This window comes from Okeania sp. KiyG1 (genome assembly GCF_014132355.1).
GTDB lineage: Bacteria > Cyanobacteriota > Cyanobacteriia > Cyanobacteriales > Microcoleaceae > Okeania.
Window position 1 is genome coordinate 1 of the sequence record NZ_BLZO01000172.1, and the last position, 15,954, is coordinate 15,954.

At 39.6% G+C, this 15,954-nt stretch carries 15 protein-coding genes and 2 pseudogenes; 10 read left to right on the forward strand and 7 right to left on the reverse strand.

Features of this window, described 5'->3' with window-relative positions; all coding sequences use genetic code 11:
• Positions 1-3 precede the first annotated feature (3 nt).
• From tal to opcA, 4 genes and pseudogenes are all read left to right on the forward strand, one after another.
• Positions 4-1,152, forward strand: a complete 1,149-nt coding sequence (tal, locus tag SAGCYANO_RS37905; RefSeq protein WP_202224797.1) for a transaldolase — start codon at positions 4-6, stop codon at positions 1,150-1,152.
• Between the two features lie 252 nt (positions 1,153-1,404).
• A complete protein-coding gene (locus SAGCYANO_RS37910; protein WP_202224751.1) occupies positions 1,405-2,613 on the forward strand; it encodes an RNA-guided endonuclease TnpB family protein in 1,209 nt (402 codons plus the stop codon).
• A 302-nt stretch (positions 2,614-2,915) separates the two neighbouring features.
• Positions 2,916-4,442, forward strand: a pseudogene (gene zwf, locus SAGCYANO_RS37915) (glucose-6-phosphate dehydrogenase).
• Positions 4,443-4,918: 476 nt separating this feature from the next.
• Complete coding sequence (gene opcA, locus SAGCYANO_RS37920) at positions 4,919-6,241, forward strand: glucose-6-phosphate dehydrogenase assembly protein OpcA (protein ID WP_202224752.1); 1,323 nt, start codon at positions 4,919-4,921, stop codon at positions 6,239-6,241.
• 16 nt (positions 6,242-6,257) lie between these two features.
• On the opposite strand, the gene SAGCYANO_RS37925 is transcribed toward opcA, so the two are convergent.
• From SAGCYANO_RS37925 to SAGCYANO_RS37945, 5 genes are all read right to left on the reverse strand, one after another.
• A complete protein-coding gene (locus SAGCYANO_RS37925) occupies positions 6,258-6,416 on the reverse strand; it encodes a hypothetical protein (RefSeq protein WP_202224753.1) in 159 nt (52 codons plus the stop codon).
• 27 nt (positions 6,417-6,443) lie between these two features.
• Complete coding sequence (locus SAGCYANO_RS37930; protein ID WP_237397082.1) at positions 6,444-6,686, reverse strand: isopentenyl pyrophosphate isomerase; 243 nt, start codon at positions 6,684-6,686, stop codon at positions 6,444-6,446.
• Between the two features lie 170 nt (positions 6,687-6,856).
• Positions 6,857-7,387 carry a bifunctional pyr operon transcriptional regulator/uracil phosphoribosyltransferase PyrR gene (gene pyrR / locus SAGCYANO_RS37935; protein WP_202224754.1) on the reverse strand — a complete coding sequence of 177 codons (531 nt, stop codon included), beginning with the start codon at positions 7,385-7,387 and terminating at the stop codon, positions 6,857-6,859.
• Between the two features lie 726 nt (positions 7,388-8,113).
• On the reverse strand, positions 8,114-9,127 hold the full coding sequence (gene cbiB / locus SAGCYANO_RS37940) for an adenosylcobinamide-phosphate synthase CbiB (RefSeq protein WP_202224755.1): 1,014 nt from the start codon (positions 9,125-9,127) through the stop codon (positions 8,114-8,116).
• 282 nt (positions 9,128-9,409) lie between these two features.
• Positions 9,410-9,853 carry an RrF2 family transcriptional regulator gene (locus tag SAGCYANO_RS37945; protein ID WP_202224756.1) on the reverse strand — a complete coding sequence of 148 codons (444 nt, stop codon included), beginning with the start codon at positions 9,851-9,853 and terminating at the stop codon, positions 9,410-9,412.
• Between the two features lie 312 nt (positions 9,854-10,165).
• Between SAGCYANO_RS37945 and SAGCYANO_RS37950 the strand changes: the two genes are divergently transcribed.
• Entirely contained in the window at positions 10,166-10,597 is a 432-nt protein-coding gene (locus SAGCYANO_RS37950; protein WP_202224757.1) for an AbrB family transcriptional regulator, read from the forward strand.
• Positions 10,598-11,884: 1,287 nt separating this feature from the next.
• Here SAGCYANO_RS37950 and SAGCYANO_RS37955 read toward each other — a convergent pair.
• Positions 11,885-12,793, reverse strand: a complete 909-nt coding sequence (locus SAGCYANO_RS37955) for a MoxR family ATPase (RefSeq protein WP_202224758.1) — start codon at positions 12,791-12,793, stop codon at positions 11,885-11,887.
• Positions 12,794-14,000: 1,207 nt separating this feature from the next.
• On the opposite strand from SAGCYANO_RS37955, the gene SAGCYANO_RS37960 reads away from it, so the two are divergent.
• The 5 genes and pseudogenes from SAGCYANO_RS37960 (at position 14,001) to SAGCYANO_RS37975 (ending at position 15,217) form a co-directional block, all read left to right on the forward strand.
• The gene (locus SAGCYANO_RS37960) at positions 14,001-14,165 is read left to right on the forward strand and encodes a helix-turn-helix domain-containing protein (protein WP_237397083.1); all 165 of its coding nucleotides are present in this window, start codon (positions 14,001-14,003) and stop codon (positions 14,163-14,165) included.
• A complete protein-coding gene (locus SAGCYANO_RS37965; protein WP_202224759.1) occupies positions 14,132-14,293 on the forward strand; it encodes a hypothetical protein in 162 nt (53 codons plus the stop codon). Before SAGCYANO_RS37960 ends, SAGCYANO_RS37965 begins: the two co-directional genes overlap by 34 nt.
• Positions 14,293-14,586: a hypothetical protein gene (locus SAGCYANO_RS46625; protein WP_237397084.1), complete on the forward strand. Its 294-nt coding sequence runs from the start codon at positions 14,293-14,295 to the stop codon at positions 14,584-14,586. The genes SAGCYANO_RS37965 and SAGCYANO_RS46625 overlap by 1 nt, the downstream gene beginning before the upstream one ends.
• A gap of 89 nt (positions 14,587-14,675) precedes the next feature.
• Positions 14,676-14,750: pseudogene (locus tag SAGCYANO_RS46630) on the forward strand (hypothetical protein); the annotation flags it as partial.
• A gap of 95 nt (positions 14,751-14,845) precedes the next feature.
• The gene (locus SAGCYANO_RS37975; protein ID WP_202224760.1) at positions 14,846-15,217 is read left to right on the forward strand and encodes an RNA-guided endonuclease TnpB family protein; all 372 of its coding nucleotides are present in this window, start codon (positions 14,846-14,848) and stop codon (positions 15,215-15,217) included.
• A 139-nt stretch (positions 15,218-15,356) separates the two neighbouring features.
• Here SAGCYANO_RS37975 and SAGCYANO_RS37980 read toward each other — a convergent pair whose 3' ends face one another.
• The gene (locus SAGCYANO_RS37980) at positions 15,357-15,665 is read right to left on the reverse strand and encodes an RNA-binding protein (protein WP_202224761.1); all 309 of its coding nucleotides are present in this window, start codon (positions 15,663-15,665) and stop codon (positions 15,357-15,359) included.
• Between the last annotated feature and the right edge of the window lie 289 nt (positions 15,666-15,954).

Below are 15,954 nucleotides of genomic sequence, written 5' to 3' on the forward strand. Positions count from 1 at the left end.
GCTATGACAACTAATCATTTGCTCGAAATCAAAGACTTTGGTCAGAGTATCTGGATGGATAATCTCAGTCGTAATATCATTGAGTCTGGGGAACTCAAAAATATGATTGCCCAGAAAGGGATTCGTGGTATAACTTCTAATCCCGCTATCTTTGAGAAAGCGATCGCTGGTAATGCTATCTATGATGCAGATATTGAAGCAGGTATCAGCGCTGGTAAGTCAGTGATGGATATCTACGAATCTCTAGTTTTTAAGGATATTCGTGATGCTTGCGATATATTTATGCCAGTTTACGAACAAACCAATGGATTAGATGGTTACATTAGTATTGAGGTTCCACCTACTATAGCTAAAGATACAGAAAGTACCATCACCGAAGCAATTCGTTATTACACTGCTATCGGCCGCGAAAACCTAATGATTAAAATTCCAGGTACACCCGAAGGTTTACCAGCAGTAACAAAAGTTATTAGTGAAGGAATTAATGTCAATGTAACTTTGCTATTTTCTGTAGAAAGCTATGTAAACACCGCTTGGGCCTATATTGAAGGTCTAGAAGCAAGAGCAGCTAAAGGAGAAGATGTCAGTAACATAGCTTCTGTGGCAAGTTTCTTTTTGAGTCGCATTGATAGTAATATTGACGGTACTATTGATAGCAAAATCAAGAATGTAACCGATAAAACTGTCAAGGCCAAATTAGAAACAGTTAAAGGAAAAGTAGCGATCGCTAATGCCAAAATAGCCTATCAAGAATACAAAAAAATAATTCAGAGCGATCGTTGGAAAGCTCTATCTGCAAAAGGTGCAACAATGCAAAGGCTATTATGGGCAAGTACTAGCACCAAAAATCCCACCTACAGTGATGTGATGTATGTGGATGAATTAATTGGGCCTGACACAGTAAATACTTTGCCACCCCAAACCATAGATGCTTGTGCTGACCACTGTCATGTTGATAACAGAGTAGAGACCAATATAGAAGAAGCGATCAAACTTATAGAAAGTCTTAAAGACCCCGATATTAATATCAATATCGACCAAGTTATGGACGAACTGCTAGCAGAAGGGATCGATAAATTTATCAAACCCTTTACTTCTTTAATTAACTCCCTAGAAGAAAAAGTCAAGAAATTAGCGCCTGTTTCAGGCTAGAAAATCCTATAGCAGGGAACAGGGAACAGGGAACAGTGGGAAAAGCATACGGTTCATCATAAATCTATATTCCTAATTCCTAGGAATTAAGCAACTCGTTCCTTGCTATCTAAAATAGAGCAAGAGGACTCCCGGTAAATCAGAGATTATACCGGGAGATGAATTACGACCAAAATCAAAACAGATAGATCAAGACTAGCCAAAGTCGCACCTTAACACCACACTAAAATAGAATTATGATATAATGCGAACATGATAACACTAACCTACGAATTTAAGTTAATCCCTTCTCAACAGCAGATAGCCATCATTGAAGATATGTTGGCAGTCATAAGAAAGGTGTGGAATTATGCCTTGAGAGAGCGTAAAGACTGGATTAACAGTAGGAAGTGTGCAGTTAACTGTTGTTCATTACATCAAGAATACATAATCCCAGGAGATACACCTTACCCTAACTACAACAGACAAGCAGCTAGCTTAACTAAAGCTAAGAAGACTAACCCAGAACTCAAAAGAACAAATGCTCAAGTCTTACAACAAGTTCTCAAGACTTTAGAAAAAGCATTTAACAATATGAAACAGCAGGGTTATGGTTTTCCTCGCTTTAAAAACAAGTACAGAATGCGGTCTTTTGTATTCCCTCAGTTTAAAAATAATCCCATCTCAAATGAGTACATAAAACTCCCACAAATTGGGTTAGTTCCGATGAGATTATCTCGCCCTATCCCAGAAGGATTTAAACTGAAACAGGTAAGAGTAGTCAGACGAGCAAGCGGGTATTTTGTCATGTTATCTCTACAAAGTCCTGTTAGTGTTCCGGACACCCCTGCTTCTGGACACCCGTTAGGGATTGATGTGGGACTTGATAAATTCTTAGCAACTTCTGATGGTGAATTGATTGAACGTCCAAAGTTTTTAACCAAACTACAAAGCGAGTTAAAATTACTGCAACGTAGATTAAAGTTAAAATCTAAGGGGTCAGCAAATCGACATAAGCTGAACCAAAATATAGCAAGACTTCACCAAAAAATATCAGACACCCGAAAAGACTTTCACTTTAAACTAGCTCATCATTTATGCGACCAAGCAGGAATGATATTTGTGGAAGACCTAGATTTTAGAACCTGGGCAAAAGGAATGTTAGGTAAACATACTTTAGATGCAGGGTTCGGTCAGTTATTCAATATCTTAGCTTGGGTATGCAGGAAACGAGGGGTATATTTTGGCAAAGTAGACTACAGATATACCAGTCAAATTTGTCCAAATTGTGGAGCGCATACAGGTAAAAAAGATTTGTCTGAACGTATCCATAAATGTCCTGAATGCCAATACGAAATCAACCGGGATGTAGCAGCAGCAAAAGTGATTTGTCATCGAGGTGTTACTGCGGCCGGACAGATCGTGGTTCAAAAAATTGACGATCGTTGGCGTACTGTCGGGGACTGGCAACAGTTTAGATAAGTGCCATTCAAGCTGTCACCCTAAATCGTGAGGTTTAGGAATCTCCCGTTATAATCTTCGATTTAATGGTAGAGGATGTCAAATGTCATCAGTCATTTTCATGTCGGCGACAGCCGAAACGTGAAAAAAAAACGGTTTGACTGATGACCAAAAATTAAAATGAATGTAGCTAAAGACGCTGAATTATTAAATTATTTCCTATAAAACAATCATAGTGAATTGTTGTTAAATCATAAAATAGCACACCTCGGCAAAAACAAACAAGCTTCTATAAGTAACTAAATTAGAAGGAGTCAACATAGATGGTAGCATTATTAGAAAATCCCTTGCGGGTTGGGTTACAACAAGACCGAGTCCCAGAACCCCAGATTTTAATTATCTTCGGTGCTTCAGGGGACTTAACTCAAAGGAAACTCGTTCCAGCACTCTATCAAATGAAGCTAGAGCGGAGACTCCCCCCCGAACTAACAATAGTCGGAGTAGCACGCAGAGAATGGAGCCATGATTACTTCCGCGAACAAATGCGGACTGGCGTAGAAGAATTTGGTGGTGGATTACAATCTGAAGACCTCTGGAATGACTTTGCCAAAGGGATTTTTACTCTCCCGGTAATATCGACAAACCAGAAGATTACCAAAAACTAAAAGAATTTTTGAGTCAACTGGACGAAGAGAGGTACGCGAGGTAATCGCGTATTTTACTTATCTGTGGCACCACGCTTTTTTGGAGAAGCTGCTCAACAGTTAGGCGCAGCAGGAATGTTGGAAGACCCCAAAAAACACAGATTAGTAATTGAAAAACCTTTTGGTAGAGACCTCAGTTCAGCCCAGGTACTCAATAAAATCGTTCGTCAAGTTTGCCCAGAAGAGCAAATATATCGTATTGACCACTATCTAGGAAAAGAAACAGTTCAAAACTTAATGGTATTTCGATTTGCTAATGCCATTTTTGAACCCCTATGGAATCGTCAATTTGTCGATAATGTGCAAATTACTGTTGCAGAAACAGTAGGACTAGAAGGACGTGCGGGATATTATGAAACATCAGGTGCCTTGCGGGACATGGTACAAAACCATCTGATGCAACTATTCTCCCTCACAGCAATGGAACCTCCTAATTCCCTCGATGCTGACAGTATTCGTAACGAAAAAGTAAAAGTAGTTCAAGCAACCCATCTAGCAGACTTAGAGCGCCTAGAGCTTTCTGCAATTCGCGGCCAGTATACAAATGGCTGGATGAAAGGCAAAGATGTACCAGCTTATCGTGAAGAAGGAGGAGCAGACCCCAACTCCACCACACCTACTTATGCAGCACTGAAACTCTACATTGATAACTGGCGTTGGAAAGGAGTTCCATTTTATCTACGGACTGGTAAGCGAATGCCGAAAAAAGTATCAGAAATCGCGATTCAGTTCAAAGAAGTACCATATTTAATGTTCCAGTCAGCAGCTAAACAAGCAAATCCTAATGTATTGGCTTTGCGAATTCAGCCAAATGAAGGAATTTCTATGCGTTTCGAGGTAAAAACTCCAGGCAGTTCCCTGCGGACTCGTTCAGTAGATATGGATTTCCGTTACGATACTGCTTTTGGTAAACCGAGTACAGATGCTTACAGTCGATTGTTGATTGATTGTATGTTAGGAGACCAAACACTATTTACTCATGGTGATGAAGTAGAAGCATCTTGGCGAGCATTAACACCAATATTAGGTATCTGGGATGCTCCAGCACCACCAGAGGCAATACCTTTATATGAAGCAGGTACATGGGGACCAGTTGAATCTGAACTTTTGCTCAACCGCGATGGTCGTCGTTGGCGCCGACTGTAAGTTTCAGTTATCAGTTATCAGTTATCAGTTATCAGTACCTTTAGCTGAGGCGTTGGGATTGAAATCTGAAATATTCTCTTTTTTGATACCCAGGACTTACGTAAATTGACTGTTAAACCACCATCAGTAGGGGCGAATGGCATTGGCTAACGCCAAGCTCCGCTAACGCCCTAACCATAAGTAGAGTCTCTGCGTAAGTTCTGATACCCTTAAAATGGGAGGCTTTAGACCAGGATTTTTCGGTAATATCATGCCCGCTACTTTTACCCAATGGATAATGGATAATTGATAATTAATCAATTTGGTTTAAAGCCTCTCATAATTGATAATTGATAATTGATAATTAGAGATACTTTTCATTATCCATTGTTAAAGAGGTAATTATCCATTATCCATTGTCCATTATCAATTAATGAAAGTTCCCTAGCGCTACGCGCTACAAATAACCATCAGTAAAGCATTTACAAACAAGAAAAATGAGTACAACACTTGTTGCCTTACAACAACCAAAAGATATTTCTCTCGGAGAAATTGAAGCAGAACTTAGTAAAATCTGGCTCGGTCAAAATGGAGGAAAAGCGACTTCGATCGCAACCAGAGCAGCTACTTTCAGCATGGTAATATATGAACCCGAAGAATTTCAGCAACTTTTGGCTGGTTTAGGATTCTACAAAGGTGAAATAGATGGTATTAACGGCAATGAGGCCCGTGATGCCATCAAAGAGGCTCAAAAAGCTTATCAGTTACCAATAACAGGTAGGGTAGACTCTGAGACTCTCGCCAAGTTACGCTCAGAATGGGCGGCAAAATCTCCAGAAACTCGGCAATTCCCCAACATGGATGCTAGAGGATTTAGCATTAGTGAAGTAATTGCAGATCAAAATCCCTGTCGAGTCATCACACTATGTCCTACTTTTGGGGAAGATACAGGGGTAACAGCACAAGTTTCTGCTTATTGCCCAGTAAAGAAAAAGCAGTCTTCATTAACTTGCTGTGAATACATTACCCTACGTGGAACTAAAGAAGCACTGGAAAGGGTGAGTGATGTCGTGACATCATTGATGATTCCTGACCTGCCCAAATTTGTTTGGTGGAAAGCTACTCCCAACCCAGAACAAGAATTATTCCGAAACCTTTGTGAAAATAGCAATTGCATTATTCTGGATTCATCTTATTTTAGCGATGCAGATTCAGAATTTCTCAAAATGCAAGAGCTAATCGAAAATCAAACATATATTGCTGACTTAAATTGGCACCGTCTATCTGCATGGCAAGAGTTAGCTGCTGCTACTTTCGACCCACCACAACGTCGTGCTGCTTTGTGTGAAATTGATAAAATTACTCTTGACTATGAAAAAGGGAATGCTGCTCAAGCACTAATGTTTTTGGGTTGGTTTGCTAGTCGTCTTGATTGGCAACCCACAGCTTATACTGAGACTGGTGGTGATTATGACATCGTTCATGTCAAGTTTACCAGTCCTACGGATAAGGAGATTTTAGCTGAGTTAGCAGCAATTCCTACTGCTGATTATGGTGAAATTCCTGGAGATTTAGTGGGTGTGCGTTTGGGGTCTAGTAATCCTAATGCCGACTGTTGCACAATTTTGTGTTCTGAAGATACTGGTTGTATGCGATTAGAAGCAGGTGGTAGTGCTCAATCTTGTCGTACAGAGCAAGTCAGTGCTTTGAGCGATCAGAAAGCAGAATATTTGATGGCTCAACAGTTACAACGTTGGGGTCGGGAAGTTTTATATGAAGAGAGTTTGGCTATAACTGCTGACATTCTCAAGTTACGTTAAAGAAGTACTTCAGCGGTTAGCACCGAGAGCGATCGGCAGATTTTTTAGCTTGAAGAAACCGTAGGGGCGTTACGAAGTATGCGCAAGCAAACGGCCGTTTGCCCCTACAAACTGTTTTACAGCGCTTTTCAAATTGATGAACCACATCTTCACGCATCAAACCTTGTAGGGACATTCCATGGAACGTCCCTACTACTGTGGTCTACCCAAATGAAAACCGCTGTAAATCAACAATCTGAGCACCATTGCCAACTATTTCTCCATCTCCCCACGTTCCCCTCCAGGGAGGGGTTAGGGGTGGGTTCCCATCTCCCCATCTCCCCATCTCCCCATCTCCCCATCTCCCCATCTCCCCATCTCCCCATCTCCCCATCTCCCCATCTCCCCATCTCCCCATCTCCCCATCTCCCCATCTCCCCATCTCCCCATCTCCCCATCTCCCCACACTCCTCACACTCCTCACACTTTCTAGTGCAGGATGGCAGAAATAACTAACCAGTCACAAAATCCTAAAAGCCTTACCAATCAATACTTTTGAGGGCGTTAGCGGAGCTTGGCGCTAGCCAATGCCATTCGCCCCTACGACTTTTGACTTTTGACTTCCGCGTAGCGGCACTAGCGAAATAACTCCACACCATCTCTCCCATCAATATCTTGCACATAAACTTTGACTTTCTCTTCTCTAGAAGTGGGTAGCTTCTTACCTGTAAAATCTGGATGAATTGGTAGTTCCCGATGACCTCTATCAACCAAAACAACTAATTTAATTGCTTCTGGGCGACCATATTCAATAACTGCATTCAAAGCAGCTCGCACTGTTCGACCTTTATAGATCACATCGTCAACTAAAACTACAATCTTACCAGTAATATCACCAGGAATTTCAGTTCTAGCTGGAGTTCGCATTCCCGTTATATTCAAGTCATCTCGATAAAAAGTAATATCCAATGCTCCCACAGGTATCTTGACTTGCTCTAGCAATTCAATTTGATTTGCTAATATTTTTGCTAGCGGTACTCCTCTAGTATAAATGCCTAACAACACCAGTTGAGACAAATCTCCCGCATTTTCAATTACTTGGGATGCAAGACGAGTAACAGTACGCCGTAACTCCTGTGCTGATAAAATTTCTACAGTATTGCTCATATATTCCACCACCTTAATGAAGTCAGAAGTCAGAAGTCAAACGAAGTCAGAAGTCAGAAGTCAGAAGTCAGAAGTTGTTTTTGTAATGGTGATTTACAGCAGTTTTCATTATTAAGTAGACTAAAAAGTTCTTTTTTAGGACTTACGCAGATACGCTATATATAGTACTCATAACTATTGTCCAATAGTTACTGGAATCTATACACAGTGTCTTTGCGTAAGTCCTGTTTTTGCTTAGGGAGTAGGGAGTAGGGAGTAGGGAGCAGAAAAATGCTTTGACCACTGTATTCTATCTATATTGAAAACCTTGAAAACCGCTATAAGCTCACCTCCAAAAACATTTCGCCAATTAAGGCGGGGTATTAGACCCAATTATTTTGATAAATAGGGTTTGCTGATTAAATCTCAAATAATTACCAGATAAAGATTTTAGCCTTTTTAGGTATTGAAAAAGTACATGGTTTTCAGCTCTTCATGGTCAAAAAGGAGTGCATTTTTAGCGCATAGTTGGGCAAAAAATTCTCCCTACTCCCTACTCCCCGCTCCCCTACTCCTTAAAAAGACTTTTTCAGCAAGCCCTAAATAATATCATGTCCCCTGGGGCGCGTTTGTGTAAAACCAAGGGTGAATATCTACAGGAAATTTACGTTTTTTCATACTTTTAAGCCTTCTTCCCTCTTCCCTCTTCCCTCTTCCTTCTTCCTTCTTCCTTCTTCCTTACCTTCACTATACAATATCGGTGCTACCGGACATGATATAACAGATCAAAAATAACCCCAACCAAATTAGAAAGCAATATCGAGTTAACTGCAATGCTCGATCGATAATTTCTGGTGTAATTGGATAGATGGGGTCTCCTAATAGTGGTTTATGTTTAATCACTCCCTGATACAAGTTTGTACCACCTACCTGCACTCCCAAGGTTGCAGCATAAGCACATTCACTCCAACCAGCATTAGGACTAGGGTCTTTCACCGCATCCCTTTGACATATTCTCCAAACATATAAAGGTTTACCAGAGAGCAAAGCTATAGTCAGCACATTTAGACGACAGGGTAGCCAAGTTAAAACGTCCTCTAGTTTGGCACTAAACCATCCTATATGAGTATAGGGTGCTTCTTTGTACCCGACCATCGAATCTAATGTACTAGCAGCTTTGTAGGCAAATGCCAAAGGTACGCTACCTACACCTGGTATGATGGCTCCCACTAAAGCGTAAAATAAAGGTGCAATTACTCCATCTGTTGCATTTTCTGTTACTGTTTCAAAAATTGCTCGAAATATTTCCGATTTTGATAAATTTTCTGTATCTCTACCTACATACATACTTAATTTTTGACGTGCTTGAATTAAATTGTTACTTCTTACCAGTTCAAGTACCTCGTTAGCTGCCATACTTAAACTTTTTCCGGCAAAACAGCTAGCTAATAAAATACTCTCTGTTATTACTGTTAATAAAGAAAATTGGACAAAGTTTATTCGTAAAGCTTGAATAATTAACCAACAGATAATTCCACTGCCAAAAACAAGAGCGATCGCTAGTAGTATTCCTGCCAATCTAAGTATAAATACGCCAGAGTTATCTTGATGAGGTTTAGTGAGTTTAAATATTTGTTTAGTGTAATGAGTAATTATCCAACCTAAGATATTTACAGGATGTGGCCAACTCCAAGGATCGCCAATCAAATAATCTAGGCAAGCAGCTATGAAAAGAATAATTAAAGTATGGTTGGCATTCACAGGAATTCAATAGTTATAAATTTGTTTTAATAAGTAATCATTGTGAATCATAGTAAGCATTCAGCCGTCAGCTATTAGCTATCAGCTATTAATGTTGGGAAAGGTAAAAGCAACCTTTGAAATTGAGGAAAGAATAAAAAGTTACTGTTAAAGTCTCCAGACCTAACCTGAGAAGTAATTATTCATTATTAATTGCTTAAGTGCTGAGTGCTAATAGCTGAATGCTTACGAATAATATACTACCGATTAAGTATTACAACTTGAGAGTCAAGCTATCAACAATTAAACCACAAAACTCGTTTCTTCTCCTACTACAGCTTGCCAACTACGGACATCATAGTATAAGTCTTCTAGAGAAATATTGTAAAGTGCTTCAGAAAGTTTTTTATCTAATCTATGCCAGATAGAATAAGTAACCCAGTCTTCTGCCTGTTTATTATCAGGAACATATCTAGGTAAAGGTTTGATTGTTTCACCAACAGATTCTAGTATTTGTCCTAAAGATATTTGAGCAGGTAATTTAGCTAATTGATATCCTCCTTGAGCACCACGAACTGATTTAACTAAACCAGTACGGCGCATCTCTATTAATAACTTTTCAAGATAGGCTATAGGTATGTCTTGACGTAGTGCAATTTCTTTGACAGATATGGGAGTATTACTTTGTTGTAAACTCAAATCTAAAAGAGCCTTAACACTGTAATGTCCACGAGTAGTTAACTTCATTGTCTTATGTTTAATTTAAAGGGACTTCAGGAATTTATAGCTATAACTATATCAATAGGCCCTTCAACTAAATAGGTGAATAGTTGATAGTTGATAGCACAATGCTTAATATTACATACTATAGATATGATTGCTGACTATAATCAACACCTCTTCTCAGAATATTGTGTGAAAAATTCGATCGAATATGTGAAATAATTAGATAATTAGTGTAATATAGTTTTACGAGCAAATATTTGTTTATCGTTTCTTGGAATTTAAACAAACCAAGATAAAAAATGATAACTGTAGTAAAATGTTAGGACTGAAAATATGGCTAAAAAGAAAAATATTGAACCCTTATCTGGAGAAGATTTACTGAAAAAAGTCAAAGACTTAGGTAATCAAAGTAAGGAAAAGAAGGCGAGAGAATGTGGCTACTACACTGTTACTAAAAATGGTGTTGAAAGAGTTAACATGATGAAGTTTTTGAATGCTTTGATTGATGCTGAGGGTATTCAATTAGATAGTAAACAGAATGGTAATGGCCGTGGAGGACGCTCTGCTAGCTATAGAATTAGTGTACAATCCAACGGTAATTTACTAATTGGTGCGGCTTACACTAAAATAATGGAATTAAAGCCAGGAGATGAGTTTGAGATTTCTTTGGGACGTAAACATATTCATCTACGTCAAGTAGAAGCAGGTGAAGTTGTGGAAGAAGATGAAGATGAGGAAGAAGAATTATCAGCAGCAGCATCTTAAGTTAAGGCTACATACTTACTTAATATATTCTCTATTTCACTGATGTTCTTCACTTTAAGCATCAAGAACTATAGCTATTGATGCTTGTTGCACCAATAGCTGTACCATCACTTTTTTGTAAATACTTCTTCTGATCGTCAATATGTCATACTAATTTAGTATCTTCGTGGTCTTTGTCTATAGAAAGTGTCACAAAGATTGCGTTACAGCAGAAGGAGTAAGGAAAAGGGAAAAATATTGCGTTGTCTGAGTTTTAAGCTTTTGATCTATCTGCGCCCTTTCCTTTGACTGCTATGTATATTGGTATAATAATAATTGCGTTCACTATGAGAAGGCAAATGTTTTTTGGTGCAATCTTTTTTTATCTTCTTTTTTGACCACGATGTTTACAAGGAGTAAAAAAATTGAATAAAGCTCAGAGATGACTTTTCTCTGAAACACTCATATATTTCACTTAGCGAAATACAACTATATTTGCCGGGCAAAATATTATACCGACTAGCAAAAATCAGGTTTTAGAGTCAGAAGTCTATTTTCTTCTACTTTCTACCCTATGCCTACTGCTTTTCTTTAACAATAAATATTAATATAGCGTTTCTCAGGCTAGTGAGGTACTTTTATCTTTCTTCCCTGTTGCCTGTTGCCTAGAATTTTGTACCTCACCAGTATGGGAATTGCTATACTTACCTATTTATACTAAATCCGGCGATCAAAAATACTTGATTAGGATATAATATCAAGTCTCATTAATTAGCGATAATAAAAATGTGTTCTCTGATAAATTTCTCCCTATTCCCTGTTCCCTGTTCCCTGTTCCCTAAAATTTTTATTGTGGGCCTTAAAGAGACATGATATAAGATTAAATCCTCTCCCAATCTCCCCATTTGCACAATCATGATACTCTATAAACCGGATTTAATATTACCTGTATGTTCTAATTAGGGCTTACTGATTAAATCTAAAAGTATTTATAGATAAAGGTTTTAGCCTTTTTAAGTATCAAAAAGTGCGAGGTTTTAAGTGGTAATGGTTCAATTTAGGAGCGGATTTTGGTCAAGATTTGGGCAGAAAAATCATTCTTACAATTCTTACTTCTACCTCCTCGCTCCCGATCCATTTCTCCTGTCTTCCCCTCCCCTCCCAGGAGGGGTTAGGGGTGGGTTGTCTCCTGTCTCCTACCCCTACTAAAAGACTTTCCATACGCAAACCCTAATGAATTTGACCAAACCTAGTTAACTATCAAATAGCTAACCGTACTTCTAGCGATCAAAAACCGAAAACTCAAGCTTAGGAAACCATTACAGAAGTCAGTAATCTTTCCACAATTGTTTGAGCACGTCTTCCTCCTGCTGGTATCAAACGATGGGAAAGGACATAGGGAGAAAGAAACTTCACATCATCAGGAATAGCGTAATCTCTTCCAGCAAGAAACCCTAAAGCTTGAGCTGCTCGATGCAAAGCAACTGTTCCACGAGGACTAACACCCAGGGTAATTTCTTCATCTTCCCGTGTTGCTCTGACTAATCGGAGAATATATTTTTGTAAAGACTCATCTACTTTCACTAGACTACACAAACGACGCAACTCTTCAACTTCCTCTAAAGTAATACAAGCTTTTAACGTACTTACCCCTACTCCCTCAGAAATTCTTTGTAGCATCTGTAACTCTTCAGACTCTGTAGGATAGCCTAATGTCAGAGATAAACTAAAACGATCCATTTGTGCTTCCGGTAGTGGAAATGTCCCCTGATATTCAATAGGGTTTTGAGTTGCAATGACAAAAAATGGCTTAGGAACAGAACGTGAAACCCCATCTATAGTAACCTGTTTTTCCTCCATCACTTCCAATAGAGCAGACTGAGTACGGGGAGTAGCACGATTAATTTCATCTGTCAATAGTACATTGGCAAACACCGGACCTGGTAGAAATTCAAATTCTCCACTGCGAGGGTTCCAAATATTAGTACCAGTAATATCGGTAGGTAGTAAATCAGGAGTACATTGAACTCGCTGAAACTTTCCAGCGATCGAATAAGCTAGAGATTTAGCTAATAAGGTCTTACCCACACCGGGAACATCTTCTAAAAGAACATGACCCTCCGAAAGCAGTGCCACTAATACTAAGTTAATGGCATCTTCTTTTCCCACAATAGTCTGACGAAGATTTTGTTTCAGCTTTTCAATACTTTCTTTCATAAAATTATGATTTGCTATCTATAGAAATCCTATTTCAGTTGTAATATTTTGGTGCTAAGGGCGGACCGCAGAGAGCTTCTACGTTAGTTTTAGGGCCAGAAAACTGGGGCATAACTATCGTTCATGCTGATACAGGAGTTCAGAAGTCAAGTATGGGAGCTGTCGGATTGGCGATGTACATAATTTCAAAGTTTTCAGTTAAAATTAACTTTTATAATAATTTTCACAACCTATTTAGGATTGCTATATAAATAATTACTTCGATCACGAAAGGCAGAGGACAGGAGTCAGAATTCCCTTCTGCCTTCTGCCTTCTGCCTTCTGCCTTCTGCCTTTCCTGATAATCTTATATCTTTAGTAATGGCACTACTATAATAACTAATATTTAGTAATTTTTGTTAGTTGAATTAATTTTGGATCGGTAAATATTGGCTTAAAGTCCTAAATATCCTGGTTTTTAACTCCTAAATTACCACTCTTTCATTCATTGAAAAAATTAACAGACTTGTAGAAAAAGTCTAGCACAATCAACAGCAAAGATAAACATCAAAAAATTAAGGCCAAAAATTTTATTTTGACAATTTCTTGAGATTTAATACTTAAAAGCGCGATCGCGCTATTTACCAGAAAATTGGGTTTAAAGCCTCGCCCATAAGCGGGCGACTTTTTATTTTATTTGCAAGTGAATTGAATATATGCTACAGTTTTATTAGTTGCCGGGGGGCACGCCTCCTCCGGAAGAGCTACGAATTGCGGAAACTCGTGCGCAGACGTGGAGGGAAGCGTAACACACCCCCATGCCCTCCCGGGAGGGGAGCAAGAGGAGTAGATACAGCACCCTGTGTTAGCGGAGCTATGCCCCAGCAAAGCGTCAACCCACCGAGGAGCTACGGCTCGGTAGGAATCCCCGCACCTTTAGGCCGGGGATTATGTCAAATCAGAAAAATTATCGATCCAATTGTAATTAATACTGAAGATATAAAAGGAACAGGATGAATTCCTATCCCTTGAATTGAATCTAATTTCATCTCAACGTTGGTTGGAGACCCGCGCCCTCCTGTCACGGGAGCGTCATAAGGGAATGCCAATCAATAAGAGCGATTTTGCAGATAATCTGTTAAAATGTAAACGTTAGATAAGTAAGCAGTCAATAGTTGAAAAAGCGTACAAATTTAGGTTTTACCCAACTCCACAACAGGAAAATCTGTTGCGGAGGACGTTGGGTTGTGTACGCTTGGTCTACAACCAAGCTTTAGATGCTAGAACTCAAGCTTGGTATGAACTCCAAGAAAGAGGTAGGGGCGAACGGCCGTTCGCCCCTACAAGCAAACTTCAGCTATGCTTACGAATTGGAAAAAGCAGGAAGATTTAGATTTTCTGACACAAGTAAGCTGTGTACCATTGCAGCAAGGTTTGAGGCATCTACAAACAGCTTTTACCAACTTCTTTACTGGACGTGCCAAATATCCCAACTTTAAGAAAAAGCGCGCCGGGTGGTAGTGCAGAATTTACGCTCATCAGCGTTCAAGTGGAAAGATGGTCAAGTCTACCTAGCTAAATGTGCTGAACCATTACCGATCAGATGGAGTAGGCAACTGCCCCAAAACTGTGTACCAAGTACAATTACCGTAAAACTTGACCCCTCTGGGAGATGGTCAGTGTCCCTGAGAGTCAATGACCCTAGAGATTTAAAACTGAACTCAGTAACCAAACAAGTTGGTATTGATTTAGGAATTATTAGTTTAGTTACTACCAGTGATGGAGAAACAGTTGCTAACCCTAAGAATCATTAACAAATTACACAAAAAACTGAGGTTAGCTCAGGAAGTCTCTATCTAGAAAAAGCAAGGGGTCTAATAACTATCAAAAAGCTAGGCTTAAAGTAACTAGGATACACGCAAAAATCAAAGATTCAAGGCTTGACTATACTCATAGGCGCGCCCACTCAACTGATTAGAGAAAATCAAACTATTGTAGTTGAAGATTTAGCAGTAAAAACATGGTCAAGAATCATAACCCACCCCCATCCCCTCCCGGGAGGGAGCAAGAGGGGTGGGTAGTGATGCCAACTGGTCAGAATTAGTTAGGCAATTAGAATACAAAGCAGAATGGTACGGTCGTCAACTAATTAAAATTGACAGGTATTTCCCTAGTTCTAAGCGTTGTTCTAATTGTGGTCATGTAGTGGAAAAATTACCTCTAAATATTAGAGAGTGGGATTGTCCTGAATGTGCAGTTCACCATGATCGGGACATAAACACAAGTATCAATATTTTGCGGATGGGAACCCGCGTCGGCGTCAGACGCAAGCGGTCAGACCCCGCGCCGCCGACAGCTCGCTTGCGGAATGCTGACCAAGAGAGGGAACACCCACGCTCGAAGGCTGCGGGAGGAGCAGTGTCAGTCTGTGGAGCGTGCTTTTAGACCATCTGAGTAGTAAATCCTGGAAGGCGGGTGTTATGTCAGCGCGTCGCGGCGAGAAACACAAAGCCCCTAACAGCGATGTTAGGGAATCCCGCGCTGTCTGGTAAGAGCAGCGTCGGGAGGATGTCAATATGAGAGTTTAGTATTCACGAGGGAATTTCTCTCCTCCCCCTTTTCTTCCACCACCACCAGATGACCCTCGACCTTCTCGTGGCCTGGCCTTATTGACCTTGAGAGTACGTCCCATCCATTCAGCGCCATCAAGTGCTTCTATGGCTGATGTCTCTTCATCTTCTGTCTCCATTTCTACAAAAGCAAAGCCCCTGGGGCGACCAGTGTCACGGTCTGAAGGAACTTGAACTCGCTTAACACTACCATATTCCTTGAAGACATCTCTGATATCTTCTTCTGTTGCATCGTAGGAAAGGTTTCCAACGTAAACTGACATAATTGACCTCCAAAATAAAATGCCATCTAGAGAGATTTCGGAAGGCCAGCAATGCCAGATGAAACATCACAAAAAAGCTCACCACTGAAAGCAAAAACTGTAACCTATACCTATTTCTCGAACTAGATTATATCATAGACAGTTTTGGCTAAAAATTATACAAATTAAAACTTTAGTCCAACTTAAAACTACCAGTAAAACTTTTTAAATTTTAGCTACATAGAAGTTTGATAAAATGTCTAGGCTAAATTATTCATCAAATTTTACAAATCAAATAGGAATGCTATAT